Source organism: Enterococcus haemoperoxidus ATCC BAA-382, from assembly GCF_000407165.1.
GTDB lineage: Bacteria > Bacillota > Bacilli > Lactobacillales > Enterococcaceae > Enterococcus_L > Enterococcus_L haemoperoxidus.
In genome coordinates, this window is record NZ_KE136479.1 from 1,932,351 (window position 1) to 1,952,478 (window position 20,128).

The 20,128-nt window shown below is 35.3% G+C and carries 15 protein-coding genes and 1 riboswitch; of the genes, 2 read left to right on the forward strand and 13 right to left on the reverse strand.

What is annotated here, in order from left to right:
- Positions 1-313: 313 nt before the first annotated feature.
- The 11 genes from mgtA to I583_RS08960 form a co-directional block, all read right to left on the reverse strand.
- The gene (gene mgtA, locus I583_RS08910; RefSeq protein ID WP_081631804.1) at positions 314-2,950 is read right to left on the reverse strand and encodes a magnesium-translocating P-type ATPase; all 2,637 of its coding nucleotides are present in this window, start codon (positions 2,948-2,950) and stop codon (positions 314-316) included.
- A 331-nt stretch (positions 2,951-3,281) separates the two neighbouring features.
- Positions 3,282-3,450: riboswitch (M-box (ykoK) riboswitch) on the reverse strand.
- Positions 3,451-3,531: 81 nt separating this feature from the next.
- A complete protein-coding gene (locus tag I583_RS08915) occupies positions 3,532-3,894 on the reverse strand; it encodes a DUF6483 family protein (protein ID WP_010760818.1) in 363 nt (120 codons plus the stop codon).
- Between the two features lie 371 nt (positions 3,895-4,265).
- Complete coding sequence (gene trxB, locus I583_RS08920; RefSeq protein WP_010760817.1) at positions 4,266-5,198, reverse strand: thioredoxin-disulfide reductase; 933 nt, start codon at positions 5,196-5,198, stop codon at positions 4,266-4,268.
- 344 nt (positions 5,199-5,542) lie between these two features.
- On the reverse strand, positions 5,543-6,271 hold the full coding sequence (locus I583_RS08925) for a trypsin-like serine peptidase (protein ID WP_010760816.1): 729 nt from the start codon (positions 6,269-6,271) through the stop codon (positions 5,543-5,545).
- Positions 6,272-6,456: 185 nt separating this feature from the next.
- Positions 6,457-8,085 carry a fibronectin type III domain-containing protein gene (locus tag I583_RS08930; RefSeq protein ID WP_010760815.1) on the reverse strand — a complete coding sequence of 543 codons (1,629 nt, stop codon included), beginning with the start codon at positions 8,083-8,085 and terminating at the stop codon, positions 6,457-6,459.
- Between the two features lie 268 nt (positions 8,086-8,353).
- Positions 8,354-10,138 carry an ABC transporter ATP-binding protein gene (locus tag I583_RS08935; protein WP_010760814.1) on the reverse strand — a complete coding sequence of 595 codons (1,785 nt, stop codon included), beginning with the start codon at positions 10,136-10,138 and terminating at the stop codon, positions 8,354-8,356.
- Positions 10,138-11,889 carry an ABC transporter ATP-binding protein gene (locus tag I583_RS08940; RefSeq protein ID WP_010760813.1) on the reverse strand — a complete coding sequence of 584 codons (1,752 nt, stop codon included), beginning with the start codon at positions 11,887-11,889 and terminating at the stop codon, positions 10,138-10,140. The genes I583_RS08935 and I583_RS08940 overlap by 1 nt, the downstream gene beginning before the upstream one ends.
- 164 nt (positions 11,890-12,053) lie before the next feature.
- Positions 12,054-12,275 carry a YneF family protein gene (locus I583_RS08945; RefSeq protein WP_010760812.1) on the reverse strand — a complete coding sequence of 74 codons (222 nt, stop codon included), beginning with the start codon at positions 12,273-12,275 and terminating at the stop codon, positions 12,054-12,056.
- 362 nt (positions 12,276-12,637) lie between these two features.
- Entirely contained in the window at positions 12,638-13,528 is an 891-nt protein-coding gene (locus I583_RS08950) for a deoxyribonuclease IV (protein ID WP_010760811.1), read from the reverse strand.
- A 300-nt stretch (positions 13,529-13,828) separates the two neighbouring features.
- Positions 13,829-14,281 carry a DUF1801 domain-containing protein gene (locus I583_RS08955; protein ID WP_010760810.1) on the reverse strand — a complete coding sequence of 151 codons (453 nt, stop codon included), beginning with the start codon at positions 14,279-14,281 and terminating at the stop codon, positions 13,829-13,831.
- A gap of 30 nt (positions 14,282-14,311) precedes the next feature.
- Positions 14,312-14,983, reverse strand: coding sequence for a YdeI/OmpD-associated family protein (locus I583_RS08960; RefSeq protein ID WP_010760809.1), 672 nt, complete (start codon positions 14,981-14,983; stop codon positions 14,312-14,314).
- A gap of 160 nt (positions 14,984-15,143) precedes the next feature.
- On the opposite strand from I583_RS08960, the gene I583_RS08965 reads away from it, so the two are divergent.
- Positions 15,144-15,482: an iron chaperone gene (locus tag I583_RS08965; protein WP_010760808.1), complete on the forward strand. Its 339-nt coding sequence runs from the start codon at positions 15,144-15,146 to the stop codon at positions 15,480-15,482.
- Between the two features lie 151 nt (positions 15,483-15,633).
- Positions 15,634-18,099 (forward strand): transglycosylase domain-containing protein, encoded by a 2,466-nt coding sequence (locus tag I583_RS08970; protein WP_034682885.1) that lies wholly within the window; start codon positions 15,634-15,636, stop codon positions 18,097-18,099.
- Positions 18,100-18,193: 94 nt separating this feature from the next.
- On the opposite strand, the gene I583_RS17065 is transcribed toward I583_RS08970, so the two are convergent.
- A complete protein-coding gene (locus I583_RS17065; RefSeq protein WP_010760806.1) occupies positions 18,194-18,829 on the reverse strand; it encodes a sugar O-acetyltransferase in 636 nt (211 codons plus the stop codon).
- Positions 18,830-18,980: 151 nt separating this feature from the next.
- Complete coding sequence (ccpA, locus tag I583_RS08980; RefSeq protein ID WP_010760805.1) at positions 18,981-19,982, reverse strand: catabolite control protein A; 1,002 nt, start codon at positions 19,980-19,982, stop codon at positions 18,981-18,983.
- Positions 19,983-20,128 lie beyond the last annotated feature (146 nt).

A 20,128-nucleotide genomic window follows, 5' to 3' on the forward strand; every position in this document is an offset into this window, starting at 1 on the left:
TAGTCTCTGTAATCATTGTTATGCTACAGAAGATTTACATATTAGAAATTATTTACTAAAAAATGAACAGCGTTTTTCCAAACATAACAAAAAGAACAAAGACAAAAATTTAAGTATTTTGACTTTGTTCTTTAAAAAACGAATATTAATAATTAAAAAATAGTTTTTTTCCACTCTTTACGAATAACAAATTCAATCGCTAAGAAATTTTTCGTTATTTGGTTTAAAAAAGTGAATCTTAAAAAAGTTGAATTAAGCGTTAAATTTCATCGAATCATCAACCAAATAAAATTGACCATCTTCTTTTTCTAAATCAAATCCACTCTTTGGTAATATGAATATAGAGTCGTTTAGCAACTTCAACTGTAATCAAATATAGTACAATGATCAAAATGAACCAACCCCAATAATTAGCTGGAAGTTTCACAAAGTCGAAAACCTCCCGAATTGGTGTCAAGACAATCAATAGTCCTAATCCAACAGCTCCTAAACTGGAAAGAATCACAGCTGGCGATGCTATACTTTGAATAAATGGTAATTTTCTAGTACGAACCATTTGAACAACTAAGGTTTGACTGACTAAACCAACCACAAACCAACCTGTTTGGAATAAATGTTGACTTCCAATCGTATTGGCGTTAAAGACAAACCACATCACAAGATAGGTCATAATATCAAAAATACTACTTACAGGTCCAATGCATAAGGTAAATTTCATCAAACCGTTTGTTTCCCAACGTACTGGTTTCAATAAATCTTCTTCATCCACATTATCCCAAGGAATCGCTAATTGTGCGATATCATAAATTAAATTTTGAATCAATAATTGAATAGAAAGCATTGGTAGAAATGGTAAAAAGGCACTTGCAATCAAGATTGAGAACACATTTCCAAAGTTAGAACTGATCGTGATTTTAATATATTTCATCATATTACTAAAAACTTTTCGACCTTCAATCACACCATCTTCTAAAACGTTCAAGCTTTTTTCTAATAAAATAATTGAACTTGCATCCTTTGTAATATCGGCAGCTGTATCAACGGAAATCCCAACATCTGCTTTGCGAAGAGCTGGTGCATCGTTGATTCCATCTCCCATGAAACCAACTGTGTGGCCATTTTCTTGGAGTGTTTCTATAATTCGAGACTTTTGCATGGGATTTAATTTTGCAAATAAATTGGTTTTTTCGACTTCTTCTTTCATTTGTTCATCCGACATATTATCGATATCAGAACCAAGTACGACATGGGACACTTCTATCCCTACATCGCTACAAACTTTCTTAGCAACGATATCATTATCACCCGTTAGAACTTTTACATTAACCCCATGTTGATGTAGCGACTTGATTGCAGTGATCGCTGATTTTTTTGCAGGATCTAAGAATCCCATAAAACCGATTAGTGTCATCCCTTGCTCATCTTCCACACTATAAATGGCTTCGCTATGCACATCTTTTTTCACCGCTACGGCTAATGCGCGCATGCCTTGTTCATTCATACGAATATTAACTTCACGCATTCTTTTTTGTAATTCGGGTGTCAACGGTACGATTTCGCCATTGATTTCCGCATGTGTACAAACAGCTTCCATCTCTTCAACCGCACCTTTTGTGATCATAAATTGATGACCGTCCGCATTGACGACCACGGTCAAACGACGACGGGAAAAGTCAAACGGAATTTCATCCAATTTTGTCACTGAGTGATACGGACTTTGATTGCTATTTTCTTCATAAAAATTGATCACAGCGATATCCATTAAATTTTTCCAGCCAGTTTGATAATGAGAATTCAAAAAAGCCATATCTAATACTTGATCGTTGACTTTACCTAGTGGATCTAGGTGTTGCACCAAGACAACTCTGTCTTCTGTAATCGTACCAGTCTTATCTGTACAAAGAATATCCATGCTACCTAAATTTTGAATAGAAGGTAATTCTTTCACAATCACTTTATGTTTAGATAAACTCAATGCACCTTTAGCCAAATTACTAGTCACGATCATCGGAAGCATTTCAGGCGTTAAACCAACTGCCACAGCAATCGCAAAGAAAAAAGCTTCGCCCCATTCACCTTTCGTGATTCCGTTAATTAAAAATACGATTGGAAACAGAACCATAACCATTCTAAGTAAAAATTTACTCACTTTTGTCAAACCGATATCAAAAGATGTTTTTCCACGTTGTGTTGTCGCATTTTTAGCAATATCACCAAAGAATGTATTTTGTCCAGTCTTTAAGATAATTGCTTTTCCTTGCCCACTCAATACGTCAGTTCCCATAAAAATCAAGTCCTGCATATCTAGCGCGGAAACAGATTCTGAATTTTTATCGATACCAGCATCAACAAATTTTTCTACTGGCATTGATTCACCTGTCAAAGAAGATTGGTTGATAAATAAATCCTTTGTCCAAATCAGGACAGCATCTGCTGGAATCATATCACCTGTCGCAAGCGTTACAATATCCCCTGGAACAACTTCATCCATCGGAATTTCTTTGGTTTGACCTGCACGAGTTACAGCGGTTGTATTTTCGATGAGTTCTTTTAAATTCAGGCTTGCTTTTTGGGAACGATATTCTTGAATAAAGGCAATAATAACACTAGCTAAAATCATGATCCCCATTACAAGCGCTGCTTCAAAATCTTTTGTTGCAGCTGAAACTACCATCAATAAGGCTAATACATAAACAAATGGATCTTTAAATGCTTCTAAAAACATCATAATTGCTGGTGTTGGTTTTTGTGCGGACACTTCATTTGGTCCATACTCTTCTAAACGATGTTTAGCATCTTCTTCGGATAATCCCTTTTCTGAGGTACGAAGTTCCATCATCAATTCACGTTCAGAGAGCATTGCTAATTTTCTTAATTCTTGGTCTTTTGTTGTTTTCTTTATATCTGCTATTTTTTTGTTCATCATTTTCTTTTCCTCCTTTTGCTTCATCTTATTTAGAAAGGAAAAGAAGTATTATTTCAATCCCATCGTTTCTAAGATGAAGACTACATTTCGATTATTTTTCCGCTGACTGGGGTCTTCCATGTGACTCTTCCTCTCTTTTGTTTATTTTGGAACGATGGATTTTTTTAACTGTTTGGTTGGCCTTTTGCTATCTGAATTATGCTTTCCTTCAGGCTTTTTGTTTCTTTTTGCGGAACTTCGCTCCTTATAGTCGCCAAGTACTGTTCATCATCAGCTCTGGCGAAGCCAGTCGCTGTGATTCACAGCAAAAACGCACACTCAACAATAGAGTGTGCGTGAAATAGCAACTTAAATAAAAGTTTCTCTATCGTTGAGCTTTAGCACTATAGGGCGTAGATAATTTCTTATCAGCTACGTTATGAATGACCTTCACGATCATTCCTGTTCAACCAACTAAGAGTCTCTCGATTCTTTCGCGGCAGCAGCATGTGTCCAAATAGGAGCCTCACCTAACAATTATTCAGTTATTGATCCGTAATCATCATAGTTCATATTTTTACAATTGTCAAAAGAAAAATAAATAAACAATAAATAGTCATTATTCGTTATGTTGATTGCCCTAAATCTGCTCTACCTTGACTGATTTCAGTTCTTGAGAAGTTTGCAGCTTTTAACTCTTCATCCGATAATTTATTCACCAAATCATAAAACCAATTACCTAATTCAAAAAACAGTTCGTCTGTCATTTTTTTAGATTCAGAAAATAATATATTTTCTGCTTGGTTTACTTTTAATGTTAAAACCAGTTCTAAAAGATAGCTTTGGATTGGAACAGAATAATTTTCTCCAGTACCTTCATCTGTGACCTGAATCACTGGCATGACTTGGACTTCTGACGTTTTTTTAAAAGGGTTAAACACAGCTGCTTTCACTTGCCTCATAAACCAATCTTTTTCGTATTCCATCATTGCGATCCACTCCTTTTCAACCATTGTTCAACTATTTTCCATTTCCCCTCATCTTATTCTAATCTTCTCATTTATTCTATCATAAAACATTATCTATTGTCAGAAAAGTTCAAGCGCCATGTTGTGAGATTGTTTTGTTTCTTTAACTGACTTACTGGAAACTCCCTCATTTTAGTATTTGCCTTTGTTTGATCCTTAACGCATAAATCCTTGTCCTCCTAACACTATATTTAAGCCCTTCTATTTTTGAATAGTAATTTTTTATTTTACGAATCAAACGTTTGTCAAACAATATAAAATAAATCTAGGTCAAAACTTATCAAGCTTTGACCTAGATCGTAAATGTTTAGTATTATATGATAGATTTAAATCTATTTAACTTCTTCCACTTCTGTCATATCTTCAATATATTTATAGACTTGTTGTCCTGCAATTCCGCCTTCACCAACAGCTGTCGTGATTTGACGTAACGTTTTTTCACGAACATCACCAATGGCAAAAACACCCGGCATACTTGTTCTCATATCTTGATCGGTTTCGATCCAACCTTCTGCATTTGTTAATCCAGATTTTTTAAATGGTGCTGTCAATGGATCGAGTCCAACATAGATAAAGACACCATCAGCATCGATTTCTTTCACTTCATCAGTCAATACATTTCTTAATTGACCACCAGTCACAACCATGTCATTTCCAAGGATCTCTTCTAAAACTGTATTCCATTCAAAAGAAATTTTTTCATTGGCAAATGCACGATCTTGAATGATTTTTTGCGCACGTAATTCATCACGGCGATGCACGATCACAACTTCTGAAGCAAATTGTGTTAGGTAGATTGCTTCTTCAACGGCTGAATCGCCGCCGCCGATCACTAAAAGTTTTTTATTACGGAAAAAGGCCCCATCACAAACTGCACAGTAAGAAACCCCACGGCCTGCAAACTCTTCTTCCCCTTTAACACCTAATTTACGGTGTTCACAGCCTGTTGCGATAATCACTGTTTTGGCTTGATAGGTTTTATCATCACAAATCACTTCTTTATAAGATCCCTGATCTTTGATATCCATCACAATACCATATGCATTTTCAGTACCGAATTTTTCAACATTTTCATACATTTTATAAGCCAACTCAGGTCCCATGATCGAATCAAAACCTGGATAGTTTTCCACTTCAGCTGTATTATTCATTTGTCCGCCTGGTGCACCGCGTTCGATCATCAATACTGAAAGATTAGAACGTGACGCATATAGCGCTGCAGTCATTCCAGCAGGTCCTGCTCCAATTATAATCACATCATACATATATTTTTCACCCTCCGAATTTTTCAAGTACACTTACTTTACAACTTAAAGGAGTGATTGTCTATATTTCTGCCCAAATTTATTCAGTTCATTATTCTATTTTTTTAATGAGCTTACTCAGTAATTTTTTTACATGCAGCAAAAAAGTAGTGAACTTTTTGGATCACTACTTTTTTTGAAAATTCACGTTAATTAAATACTCAAATTTAAGCAATATTGAATACCATGCAAAGCGGTAGACCCAAGATTTTTGTTTTAGTTTATTAATGACTGATGCGCTAGTTTTTAACTGTTCTACTTCCCCCGAATTTCTTTTGCTAAAACAATTAACTAAGTAACAATGATTATTTTAAATTTTCTGAAATGAAGTCATAGTTACGTTCTGTAAATTTCGCAGCACTTGTTTGAACACCTTTTGAATATTTTTCAAATGAGCGGATCCCGATTAAATTGCCGCTTCTGTCGAAAATTGGACCGCCGTAGTTTCCAGTTTTATTTGCTTGATTAAACCAAAAATTGGAAGCAACATTATAACTAATTGTTGCTTGGCTTTCCCACATTTCACCTTTTTTATCAGCGTCATATCCTGGCATAGTTACTTCAGTACAAACCAAGATAGATGGATTTTTCGTAACAGGAACAACTGAAACTACTTCACCGATATTTTGGCCATTATCATTTGCTTGTAATGTCAAAACAGCCATATTTTTCCAAGATTCTTCAAAGCTTACTGACTCAACTTGGAATGAACCAAATGGAGCATTTTCCCCATCTTTTCCTGGTGTAACAAAAGTCTTAGCAAGATTTTCACTGTTTTTTAGTCCTTCAACAACATTGTAAGAAGTAACTACTTTATTTTTAGCAATGACTGTACCAGTACCTGTTACACCATTAGCATCAATAAATGTAACGCTTTGGAAATGTCCTTTTGTTGTATCACTGACTTTTGCTTTGTTGTCAGTTAATTGTTCTCTTACTGGATGAGCTGCTTCTACTTGAGGAGCTGCTACAATTACGGTAGTTGATAATACTGCTGTACAAAGTAATGCTGTTACTAAATTTTGAATTTTCAATTGATTTCCCCCTTCATTTTTAGACTATTTCTTTAAATAAATAACAATCGTCGTTGATTTTCTTGGGTCCACCGCTTTACATGATATTCAATAATCTACTTAAAGCCTATATTTAAGCAGAAGATAGGAACTTAAATTAACTATTTTTTCTGTTCACAATCATTTATTATTCTTTTTAAAGGCAACTATACTTTTTCCCAAACTGGGGTTTTACCCGGTTCTTCACCACGCGTCCACCATTTTGCTTTATACTGTGCACCATTGAATGCAACAATATCACCACCAGAATATGTTAATTTTTCTCTCCACTCCTCGACAGAACCAGCAGTAATTTTTTGCCAAACATCCGATGTCCCTGGTGTATTTCCTTGCGACCACCATTTTGCTTTGTATTCAATTCCATTAAAGAAAACTTTTTCACCGGCTACGTACGTTTTTGATTGTACCCATGTCGTTTGATTCTCGGATGGTTTGTCTTGTTCTTTTTCTGTCTGAAGAATTAAATTAGCTGACAATGCTGAGCGATTTCCTGCTTTATCTAATGCTAAAACTGAAATTATATATGACGTATTTGCTGTTAAACCACTCAATTCAAAGCTTGTTCCTAGGCTCTCACCGATTCTTGCACCATTGCAATAGACTTCATATTTGTCTACACCTACATCATCCATTGCTGGATTCCATGATAATTGTGCTGACGTGATCGTAATATTGCTGGCTTTTACACCTGTTACTTGACTCGGCGCTTGTGTATCTCCTACAGTTTCCTTCACCGTCCGAATCGTTACACCTGTTGACATTGATGAACGATTTCCTGATTTATCTACCGCAACCATTGAAAATCTATAGGCTGTATCTGAAGCTAGACCATTCACAGTAAAAGCTGTTGTCTTACTTTCACCAATTTTTGATCCATTACGGTATACTTCATATTTATCCACTCCAACATTATCGATTGATGGATTCCATGATAATTGAACTGAACTTGTTGTGATATTTGATGCTCTGATACCAGTAACTTGGCTTGGCGCTTGTGTATCGGCATTTTTTTGATCTAAATGTTTCGCAATGAACGCATAATTAGATCCTGTAATTTTTGACCCGGCATTTTTATATGCAACACCTCCATCACGATATTCAGATGTATGAACAGCAATCAACTGATTATTTTCGTTATAAACCGGAGCTCCTGAAGTTCCTCCGATTGAATCTATATCATAGTAAACACGTAAAAAAGTTTGTGAAAGGATAGAACCTTTCGCTTCCCATAACTCGCCATATTTATCTTGACTATATCCTGGTAAAAGTCCTTTTGTTCCTACAGGAAGATTCGGTACATCTTTCACCGGAATTATTGGTACAACATCCCCAATGTTCTGACCATAACGGTTAGGCTTTAACGTCACAACAGCAATATCATAATCTCGATTATTTTGAACAGTCCAGCCAGTATGCATATCGATAGATTCAATTTTAAAAGAACCAAACGGATAGTAGTAACCATTTCGAGCTGGACTTACATTTGCTCGTCCAATATCTGCACTCGTTTTTAAACTGGTTACAACGTGAGCGGCAGTTAACACTTTATTTTTACCAATAACAGTCCCTGAGCCAAAGCCACCGTCTGCCTTTGATAGATAAACAATACTTGAATATGGTGCTTTTGTTGTATCCATCACTTTTATACGGGTATCTTCCCCAATAATTGCTCTTTTTTCAGGTACTTTTGTTTCTGCGTAACTATGCTCATTCATTGAACCCAGTGATAAAGTGACCCCACAAAGTAACATTGTCATAACTGTTTTAATCTTCACTATTCATTCCCCCTTAAATCTTTTTGTATCTGTCTATAATCTTATAAGAAGTATGAAGCAGTTAAAGTTCATAAATCGTAAAAAATGAGAAACAAATGAGCAAGAAAAATAACGGATGTCATTTTTCTTGCTCATTTGTTTGATATTTCATTATACTAATTATATATTTTTTATATTTACTTTCATATACAAGTAGATAGAAGCTTTATCACACAAGAAAAAAGAGTTAAAAAGAATAATTATAATTCTTTTTAACTCTTTTTTTCTTTTAAGCTTCACTATTTTGTAATTTATACATATCTGCATACAGACCATTTTTGGTCAATAAACTCTCATGATTGCCACGTTCTACAATCCGTCCTTTATCCAATACTAAAATCAAATCTGCATCTCGAATAGTCGACAATCTATGAGCAATCGCGATTGTCGTTCTACCCTGACGCATATTGGCTAACCCTTCTTGGATCAACCCTTCAGTTTCAGTATCAATATTCGCTGTTGCTTCATCCAATACAAGGATTTTAGGATCAGTGACGATCGTTCTAGCAAATGAAATCAGCTGACGCTGACCGCTTGAATAACTGGCTCCTCTTTCAATCACTTTTGCATGATATTTTTTAGGTAGGGTTTCAATAAATTTATCAGCCTGAACAAATTCGGCCGCAGCTTTGATTTGTTCATCCGTGATTTCTGGATTCAACATCCGAATATTACCAGCAATATCGCCATAAAACATAAAGGCATCTTGTAAAACCAAGCCTAATTTTTTCCTTAATTCTGGTAATGGATAATCCCGAATATCACGATCATCGATCAAAATTTCGCCTTCATAAAATTCGTAAAAGCGCATCAAAACATTAATGATCGAACTTTTACCACTACCAGTATGACCAATCAATGCCACCGTTTCACCAGGATTAGCAACAAAACTAATATTATTCAAGACATTATTCTCACCATCGTACGAAAAACTAACATTACGAAATTCGATTTTGCCACGAATAATTTCTGCATTAGCACCAACATTTTGTTGCGGCGTTAATTCTTCATTATCAAAGATTTTCAAAATTCGGCTACCTGCAACCATTCCATCTGTGAAGACGCTTAAAAAATCCATCATTTGCGTCATCGGATTAAAGAAAGCTTGTACATATGTCACAAACGCATAAATCATTCCGACTTCAACAGGAGAATATAGTGCATCATACCCAAATAAGGTCAAGGTCAAACCGATTGCTAGTGTATAAAGGAAATTAATGATTGGGCCTAAGAGCAAAGAATTCGTTTTGATCATTGAAAAACGTGTCCGTAAATAATCATTATTCGTTTCTTCAAACTCTTTTTCTAAACGATGTTCTTGTCTAAATTGCTGAATGATCTGCATACCAGATATATACTCGTTTAACTTCGTATTCAACTGACTTAGTTTTTCCCGCATACTTCTATAGATTCTAGAACTGAATTTTTGATAGTACCAAATCACGATCAGTAAAATAGGTAAGAAAATCAAGTTATACAACGCAATTTTCCCACTGATTTGAAACATCGCAATAAATGACGATACCACAGCAAAGATTCCCGTCAAAACCATTAAAAAGACATACCAGAATTCAAATAAGGTTTCCGTATCATTTGTGACACGAGAAACGATCGAGCCCGCTGGTGTTTGATCAAAGTAACGCATTCCTAATGTTTGCAGTTTTTCAAACAACTTCACACGAATATACTGATAGGTTTTCAGTGAAGCCGTTGAATATAAGAACCATTGGAAAAACCAAACAACACTTTTAACAATCACGCCAAAAAGATATAAGCCAGCAAAAAAGAGAACCACTTGGTTGGTAGCTGTTTTCGGTGTTAGATAATCATCCATAAACGTTTGAATGATCCTTGGTAAAATAATATTGATAATTGACAGGACCAAGGCAAACAAAATCGCTGTTATAAACGTACGACGAAATGGCTTTGCAAATTTTAGCAAGCGTTTGACGATTGAGACTTGTTCTTTTAAGGGAACCGATTTTGTCCATTCTGATTCGTATTTTTCTTCCATTATGCTTCACTCCCTTCGATCTTCGCTTCTAATTGTTGTTTATCCCACATACGCTTATACCATCCACCAAGTCTTAATAACTCTTGATGCGTTCCGCGTTCAATGATTTTTCCTTCATCTAATACAATGATTTCTTTTGCATGCATCACACTACTTAGTCGATGCGCAGCAATGATCGTTGTTTTTTCTTTTCTTGCTTCTTTTAAATTAGAAAGAATTGCTTCTTCTGTTTTAGCATCGACCGCTGATAAAGCATCATCTAAAATCAATAGTTCAGGATCGACGATCAACGCTCTAGCAATTGAAATCCGTTGTTTTTGACCACCGGATAAAGAAACACCACGTTCTCCAACCAACGTATCATAGCCTTTAGGGAACGCTTTGATTTCATTATTGATAAACGCCATCTCAGCTGCTTGTTCTACTTCAACTTCGGTAAAATCAGGATTCGCAAAACGAATATTATCCCGTACTGTCATTGAAAATAGAAAATGATCTTGAGGAACATAGCCCATTGAATTCATCAAAGCATCTAATGAATAATCTTTAATATCATGACCGCCAAATGTTACACGACCTTTGTAATGATCATATTCACGCATCAATAATTTTAAAATCGTTGTTTTCCCTGCTCCTGTTTTCCCAACGATTCCTAATGTTTCTCCTACACCAACGGTAAATTTGATTTGCTCCAAGGTTGCATTGTCATCTTTTGGATAGGTGAACTGAGCAATTTCCATCGATAACCGACCTTTAGCGGGTGTTTGGATTGCATCCTTTTTCTCAATAATATGTGTTTTTTCATGGAGCAACTCATTCACACGATCATAACTTGCATTACCTCGCTCCAATACATTAAACAGACGACCAATCGCAAACATCGGCCAAACGAGCATCCCGATATAACTTATAAATGAAATCAACTGGCCAATCGTGATCGATCCTTCCATAACAAATCGACCACCCATAATGATTGTCAGAACATAGGAAATCCCAATGATCAATGTAATAAACGGATCAAATAACGCATCTAGAAAGTTTACTCGTTTGTTTTTTACGATGGCATCATCGATTTTCTCTGTAAAATCTTGAATATCTTCTTTTTCTTGACCAAACGTTTTGATGACTTTTATACCGGTGATGCTCTCTTGCGTTTTATCATTGATCGTCGAAAACGCTGCTTGTGAATCACGGAATGCATCGTGTAATTTTGACCCTAAAACTCTTGATGTTACAGCCAATAATGGTAACGGAATCAACGCGATCAAGGTTAAACGCCAATCCACAAATAAAATCATAGCAACAATTGTAGCGCCCCCTGTGATCAATGAATCCGCAAAGGTTAAAATCCCTGCTCCTGCAACATTTTGAATAGCGTTTAAATCATTCGTTGCATGTGCCATCAAATCTCCTGTTCGATATTTTTGATAAAAGATGCTATCCATCCTTGTGAAATGATGGAATAATTGCCGTCTTAAATCTTTTTCCAGCTTCGCAGCACTTCCCCAAATATGTGTCCGCCAAATATACCGAAAAATATATTGTGCTAAAGCGGCTGCTAAAAGAATACTGACCCAAAACAAAATAGGTTTGATCGTCAGGTTTTTGGCAGCGATTTTATCGACAACGATCCCAATAACTTTTGGTGGAACTAACTGGACAAGCGCCACCATAACCAATGAAAATACACCAATAATATAGCTTTTTTTCTCCTGTTTGAAAAACCACCCTAACTTTTTAAATATAGACATGTACATTCTCCTCTTCTAAATTGACTACTGTGCGCTCACATCTTTCATTTGTTGTTTGCTCATTTCAATACAACTCCTTTCATTTATTAAAAATAAGTGCAAAAAAACGGACCAAAAAATCGGCCCGTTGTGCTCTTGAATTTCTGAATAGCAATGAAAAAACCTTATTTGTCTCCTTGGTTCTTCATTTGCTGCATCATTTGACGAATCTTCTTCTCAGAAGGTTTTTGTCCCATAGACATCATCATCATTCGTAACATTTCCTCATTAACGGGAGGATTCTTTTTAAAATAATCTTGCATATATTTGCGCGCAAGGAAAAATCCACCTGCTGCACCTGCTAATAAAGCGATAATTGCGATCAATACTACTAAACCTGTTGACATATAAATCTCTCCTTTCTATTAGAAAAGCTGGATAAGAACTTCTGCGAATTTGTTATGCAGTCACTATTCTTGTCTAACTTACCGTTTTTCATTTTAATGGGGTCATTTATCCCTATTTTAATAAATTGCTCTCAAGAAATCATTTTACTAGAAACGGACCAAAAAGAAAAGGTCTTTTGTCATATTCCTCACAAGAAATTTACGAAAGACCATTTCTGCTTATTTTATCTAAATTCAAGAGTTAGTCACTCGAAAAAAAGATAAACGATCCTGTTCAGCTTTTTCTTTAAAATACAATGAGCGTAATATATTGATGTTGAAAAGTACAAAGTGTATCAAAGTGAAACGTTGTTACCACTATATTACTGTCCCTCAATTTTTTCCAATAAATCTGGATCAAATTTTTGTGATTTTAACATAGCAATTTCATAGCCATAAGGTGCTTTACTTGTCTTCTTATCTGCACCTACATATGGTGTTTCTAAAATCTTAGGTAGCTCTTTCAATTTTTCATGATGAACCACTTTATTTAATGCATCAAACCCAATCGTACCAAAACCAATATTAGCATGGCGGTCTTTATGAGAACCCATCGGATTTTTAGAATCATTGACATGAACTACTTTCAGACGATCTAATCCAATGATTTTATCAAATTCTTCTAAGACACCGTCAAAATCATCTTTTACATTATAGCCAGCATCATTGATATGACATGTATCCATTGTGACAGACAATTTTTCATTTAACTTAACACCTTCGATGATCGTTGCCAACTCTTCAAACGTACGACCTAATTCAGTCCCTTTGCCAGCCATTGTTTCAAGTGCAATTTGAGGTACTTGCTCTTTCCATAAAACTTCATCAAGCCCTTTGATGATTTGTTTTAGCCCTGCATCCACGCCAGCTCCTACATGAGCACCAGGATGAAGTGTGATTTGTGTTGCCCCTAATGCATGAGCACGCTCAATTTCTTGACGTAAAAAAGAAGTAGCAAATCCAAAATTTTCTAGTTTGATCGTATTTCCTAAATTAATAATATAAGGAGCATGCACAACGATATTGCTTAAATTATGCTCAGCCATAAATTTTTGACCTGCTTCGATATTCATTTCTTCAATTGGTTTACGGCGTGTGTTTTGCGGCGCTCCAGTATAAATCATAAAAGTCGTTGCATCATAACTCGCAGCCTCTTCCGCTGAACCTAATAACATTTTTTTACCACTCATACTAACGTGTGAACCTAATAACATAATGATCCTCCTAATTTAAAAGCGTAACGAGCTCGTTTAGTCTCGAATGGAAAATAGGAAACAATGACTGAGATGCTTTTTATCTCATTCATTGTTTATCTTTTTCCCGAGAGACTAGCTCGTGAAGCTAGATAATTTAAAAGCGTAACGAGCTTGTTTAGTTCTCGAATGAAACACTAGTCCACTTTTAACTAACTAACTATAATACTCATAAAACTTCTGCTAAATTCTGCATTCTTTAAAAGAGTACGTGAAACCCTCTGAAAAAACAATCTTTTTGCTTCTTTAACAAAGCTATCTCTATTTCTTATTTTTTTCTGCAAAACGAGTATAACTAGCGATCCATTCTTCCATTGAGATTTTACCAACTAATTTGCCTATCAACTCATAAGGAATATTTTTCGGGTTACTAAACCGAATACAGCTTTTTCCCATGTTCAATTTCGTTGGAACCACCTTTTGATATTCTTCTTGAAACCATGTCAATAACTCTCTATTCCCCATGATCCCCATATGATACAAAGATAAGTGCTTTTTCTGAGCAGCCAAACTGATAAAAGGTAATGGTTCATCTTCTCTACCTAGGTAGCCCTCTGGAAAAACACTTAGAGGAACAACATAAGTTGGCATTCCATACTGTAAACGCAAAGCAAAGCCTTCAGGTATATTTTCAGCAATGATTTTCGCCAATTGTTGATAAGAATCTTGCCATTTTGTATCGACGTTTTCTACATATTCTTGAACATGATCCATGCTAATTCTCCTTCAATTTAAAACTATTATCTAACTAGAACTACTTGCCCGATACAATTCTTTCGATTTGAATCCTTTTTCCAAAATCTCGATCATTTCATTTTTTCTTTTCTCTTGTGTTGTTACTTGTTTGGCACTATAAATATATCTTGCCCAACCTTTTTTATACCCTAATGTTAGTTGTTCAAATAAAATTTTTGCTTCTTTATGATTTTCAACAAACGATTCTACTAATGGTATAAACTGAATATAATCATCGACACGAGCGCTGCTAACAGCTTTTATTTTTACTTTTCGTTCAATATTTTTCATACCCGTTACTGTAAAAGTCTCATCCAAACTAACCATTCGATTGAACTTTAACGTACTATTTGCTATATAGCCGTCACTTTCATCCACTTGAAGTGTGGGAAAAATTTCGTCTCGATGAACAAACGTTGAATACCTTTTATTTCCTTTTTTTGGATAGGCAACAAAGAGTACCCCATTCTTATTCAGTAATTGGTGCTCGATCACTTCGGATACAATCTCTTTAAATCCAGCCATCGATTCTACAAAAACAAAAAGTAAATCTACCGGTTCTGTCGGAAGTTGTTTTTGTGTTTCTTTTATTTCAGATAAATATTCTTTAGTTGGTCGATTAACAATTGCTTTGGTTGAATAACTCAGTAAGTTCAATTTTTCGACAATTGATTTCCCCATTCGTTTCAGTCCTTCATTTTATTCTACAACTCACTGATAGTGTACCATAAAACGATTACTTCTTTCACTCACTACAATTTTTATGATTTAAAATAAATCCATCACTCTTTGCTCCGTGGTATACTAAATATATTATCCAATAAGAAAGTAGGAAGACACAATGACCATCATTGAAGATTATATCTCAAATACTCCAGAAGATCGCCAAGCTAAACTAAAACAACTCTATACAACAATCAAGCAACTTATCCCTGAAGCAACAGAAAAAATGTCTTATGGAATGCCCACTTTCTACTTAAATGGAAACCTAGTTCATTTTGCTAATGCCAAAAATCACATTGGTTTTTATCCTGCACCAACAGCTATTGAAGCATTCAAACATGAACTGACAAAATTTAAAACAAGTAAAGGAGCCATTCAATTTCCTCTTGATTGTGAGTTACCAATAGAATTGATCAAAAAAATCGTATTATTTAGATTAGAAGAAAACACTAAATAATAAAAGCGGTTATAAGATCAGTCACAATTTCAATGCCAAACAAAACTACAACTCGTTTTTCCTACTATTTATATTAAGTTTTTTTGATTAAGTATCTATAAATATCTGAACAACTGTTCATTATAGATTTTTTTTGCTATAATATCACGGAATGTATCATTATATTGAGGTGAAGCTTTTGGACAATCAGAATAATTCCCGTCAAACGGAAAAACATTCTACTAAAGGACCAGAAAAGAAAAAGATTTTTTTGATTATAAATGTAGTGATTCGTGTACTGCAATCCCTATTTGTCTTTGCAGTTATTATTCTACTATTAGGTGGGGCTTTGGGACTAGGAATTGGTATGGGGTATTTTGCTTTTCTAGTCGAAGATACACAACCACCAACAAAAGAGGAGCTCCAGACAGAAATCAGTGATATCACAGAAGTTTCTCGAATGACTTATGCTGATGGCACCAATATCGCGATGATCAAATCTGATTTAGTCAGAACAAGAGTTGACGGAGATCATATCTCTCCTCTCTTGAAAAAAGCAATTATTTCGACTGAGGATGAATACTTTGAAGAACATAAAGGTGTAGTTCCAAAAGCAGTTATAAGAGCGCTTGTTTCTGATGCAACAGGTATGGGCGGTTCATCTGGGGGATCGACACTAACACAACAATTAGTAAAACAACAAATTTTGACAGATGAAACTACGTTCAAACGAAAAGCAAATGAAATATTACTTGCTTATCGCATTGAAAAGTACTTTTCAAAAGATGAGATCGTCACCACTTATCTAAATGTTTCACCTTTTGGTCGTAATAACAAAGGTGAAAATATTGCAGGTGTTGAAGAAGCTGCCAAAGGTCTTTTTGGCAAAAGTGCCAATGATTTAACGCTTCCTCAAGCAGCTTTTATTGCAGGTCTTCCACAAAGCCCAATTATTTACACTCCTTATAGCAATACCGGGGCTTTAAAAGCAGATGAAAATTTGGCTTATGGAATGAAACGCAAAGATTTTGTTTTATTCAGTATGTATCGTGAAAAAGCTATTACAAAAGAAGAATATGAAGCAGCAAAAAACTATGATTTGAAACAAGATTTCCAACCGCAACAAGAATCCAATCAAAACTCTGAAAGTTATCTTTACAACGCTGTATTAGAACAAGCAGCCAATACAGTAATGGACATCAATATAGAAAAAGCTGGTGTCAAAAAAGAAGACCTTGATGAACTAGGAATTTCTCAATACAAGGATCAAGCACGAAAAGAAATTCAAAATCGTGGTTATACGATTCAATCCACAATTGATCAAACAGTTTATGATACCATGCAAAACGCTGTCGCAAACTTTGGCTATATGCTAGATGATGGTTATGGTGCAGGACTTGTTGAGACTGGAAATGTTTTGATGGACAATAAAACGGGTAGAATCATCGGTTTTGTAGCTGGTCGAGACTTCAATGTCAGCCAAAGCAATCATGCATTAGATACAATCCGTCAAGTTGGTTCTACAATCAAACCGATTTCGGTTTACGGACCTGCCATCGACCAAGGAATGATTGGTTCTGAAAGTCGCTTAGCCAATTATCCTACCTCATATAGAGGCGGTGATGAACTAACGAATGCAACAAATTCTGGAACAAATACATTCGATACTGTTCGTCATTCATTAGAGTGGTCGTATAATATTCCTGTCTACCATTTAAATGAAGCTATGAAGGCACAGATGGGTGATGATAATTTCTCTTACAATAACTATCTAAGTAAAATGAATTATCCAGCTAGCGATGCATGGGCTTATGAATCGGCGCCTTTAGGTTCTATAGAAGCAACTGTTTTAACTCAAACAAATGGGTTTCAGGCCCTCGCTAATAAAGGACAATATCAAAAAGGCTATATGATTGATAAGATCACAGACAATAGTGGAAAAGTGATTTATGAACATAAAAATACACCGGTTCAAGTCTATTCAGAAGCTACGGCTTCGATCATGAATGACATGATGCGCTCGGTCTTAGATTCAAAAATAACCACTCCGTTCAAAAATATGATCAATGGCCTTAATCCTGCTTTCGGAAATGTCGACTGGATTGGTAAAACAGGAACAACAGATGCTTATAAAGATGCTTGGTTAGTCGTTTCAACACCGACTATTACCTTAGGTTCTTGGACAGGTTATGATAACCCTACAGCAATGAGCCCTAACAGTGGGGATCAAAATAGTGCCTACTTAGCAAACTTGGCAAATGCAATCTATTCTGTCAGACCTGATCTATTCGGTACTGGTGAAAAATTCACCCTTTCTAAAGATGTAATCAAGTCAAATGTATCAAGCTTTACAGGAGAAAAACCGGGTACTTTCACCTATAATGGTGGAACATACACAGCTCCTGGTCCAAATGTTGAATCATTCTATGCAAAAGATGGTGCTCCAAAAAGCAAATACAAATTTGGCTATGGCGGATCCGACGCTAACTACAGTGCTTATTGGGGCCGCTATGCAACATCTTCCCCTTCAAATGGAGGTGCAACAACAACTCCTTCTTCTGAGAAAAAAGAAGACAAGAAAAAAGAGGACAATAAGAAAGAAAATACCACGCCCACATCAAGTGGAAACAGTAACTAATTATATCTTTAATCTTGAAATACCACGCCAAAATGTATGATTTTAGTGTGGTATTTCATTTTTTATTCTATAAAAAAATTGTATTGATTACTCTTCACATATAATCTGTACCGTTTAAACGATAGACTTCTTCTAAATCTTCTTTCATAAAAGGTTCATCTCTATAATAAAATTGACGGTCTTTCTCACTAATTTTGCGTATCACCTTACAAGGATTCCCTACAGCCACTGAGTTTTCTGGAATATCTTTCGTCACAACACTCCCTGCTCCAATAACACTATTTTTACCAATCGTTATACCAGGACAAATCGTAGTATTAGCTCCGATCCAGCAATTCTCTTCAATCGTTACAGGACTTCCATACATCAATCGTCGATAATCTGGGTGGATAGGATGACCAACAGTCGCTATCGTAACGCCCGGGCCAAAAGCAACCTTATTACCAATTTTAATTTTAGCATCATCAATAAAGGTACATCCCATATTTAAGAAGCATTCTTCCCCAATCTCAATATTACGACCATAGCAAAAATAAAAAGGTGGTTCAACCCAAGCATTTATTTTTATACCAAAAATCTCATCTAAAAGTTTAAACCTTTTTTCTAAGTCATCTGGCGACGTTTGATTAAGCGCTACCATTCTTCTTTTTGCCAACATTCGTTCTTCAGGTAATTCTTCACAATCATCCAAAAACAGCTTTCCAGCAAGAATTCTCTCTCTCATATTCATTGATCTTACTCCTTTTCAATTCTTAAGTTGTATTTCAATAACATACTTTTTATTCTAAAAAAACTCCCTATAAATTAGCTACTAGTTTTGTATTCTAGTCTCTATTTTATAGGGAGTTTCTATGATAAGCAATCAATACTTTTCAGTTATTTTATTTAGTTGAACCTTTTTGATCCATACCATATGGTAAGATAACTGTCTTATCTTCGATTTCTTCTTTGTTCATCAATTTTGTCAATAAACGCATTGCTACAGCACCAATATCATATAAAGGTTGTGTCACGCTTGAAAGTCTCGGACGTGAAACTTCTGTTAGCAGTGAGTTATTACTTGTAATGATTTCAAATTCTTCAGGTACTTTTACACCAGCATCAATCATGCCATCCAATAAACCAATTGCTAGTTCATCATCTGTCACATAAGCTGCTGTGGCACCACTATTGCGAATACGTTCAGCTAACGAAATACCAGCTTTAAACTTATACTCAGATTCAAAGATCAAACCTTCATTATAAGATAAGCCATTATCAGCTAAAGCTTCTTTATACCCTTTGATGCGATTTTGACCATTAATAGGATCGATCAATGCACCACTGACAAAAGCAATTTTTTTATTGCCATTTTTAGCTAATAGATTTGTTGCATCTTTTGTTGCTTCTTTATAGTCAATGTTTACACTACCTACTTGTTCATCTGGATCAATTGAACCAGCTAAAACAACAGGTGTTTTAGAACGAGAAAACTCGCCACGAATCTCATCTGTAATATGGTGACCCATAAAGATGATTCCATCAACTTGTTTTGCCAAAAGATTGTTTAATACATTGACCTCTTTTTGATCGTTGCTGTCAGAATTGGCTAAAATAATATTGTATTTGTACATTGTTGCAACATCATCGATACCTCGAGCTAAAGAAGCAAAAAAGATATTACTAACATCTGGGATAATAACCCCTACAGTCGTTGTTTTTTTACTTGCTAAGCCACGGGCTACAGCATTTGGACGATAATCTAAGCGGTCAATTACTTCTAACACTTTTTTCCGTGTAGCAGGCTTCACATTGGGATTGCCATTAACTACACGAGATACAGTTGCCATGGATACATTTGCTTCACGAGCAACATCATAAATAGTAATTGTTTGTTTTTCCATGCTAATTCTCCTAAATATTTATAGTTGTTTTCATTTTCTGAAAACGCTGTTTACATTTCTCACTAAGAATAGCAGAGTTTTTTTATTATTGCAACCGTTTTATCCTATTTTCATGAAAATTTACTCCATATTTCAAAAAGCGCTTT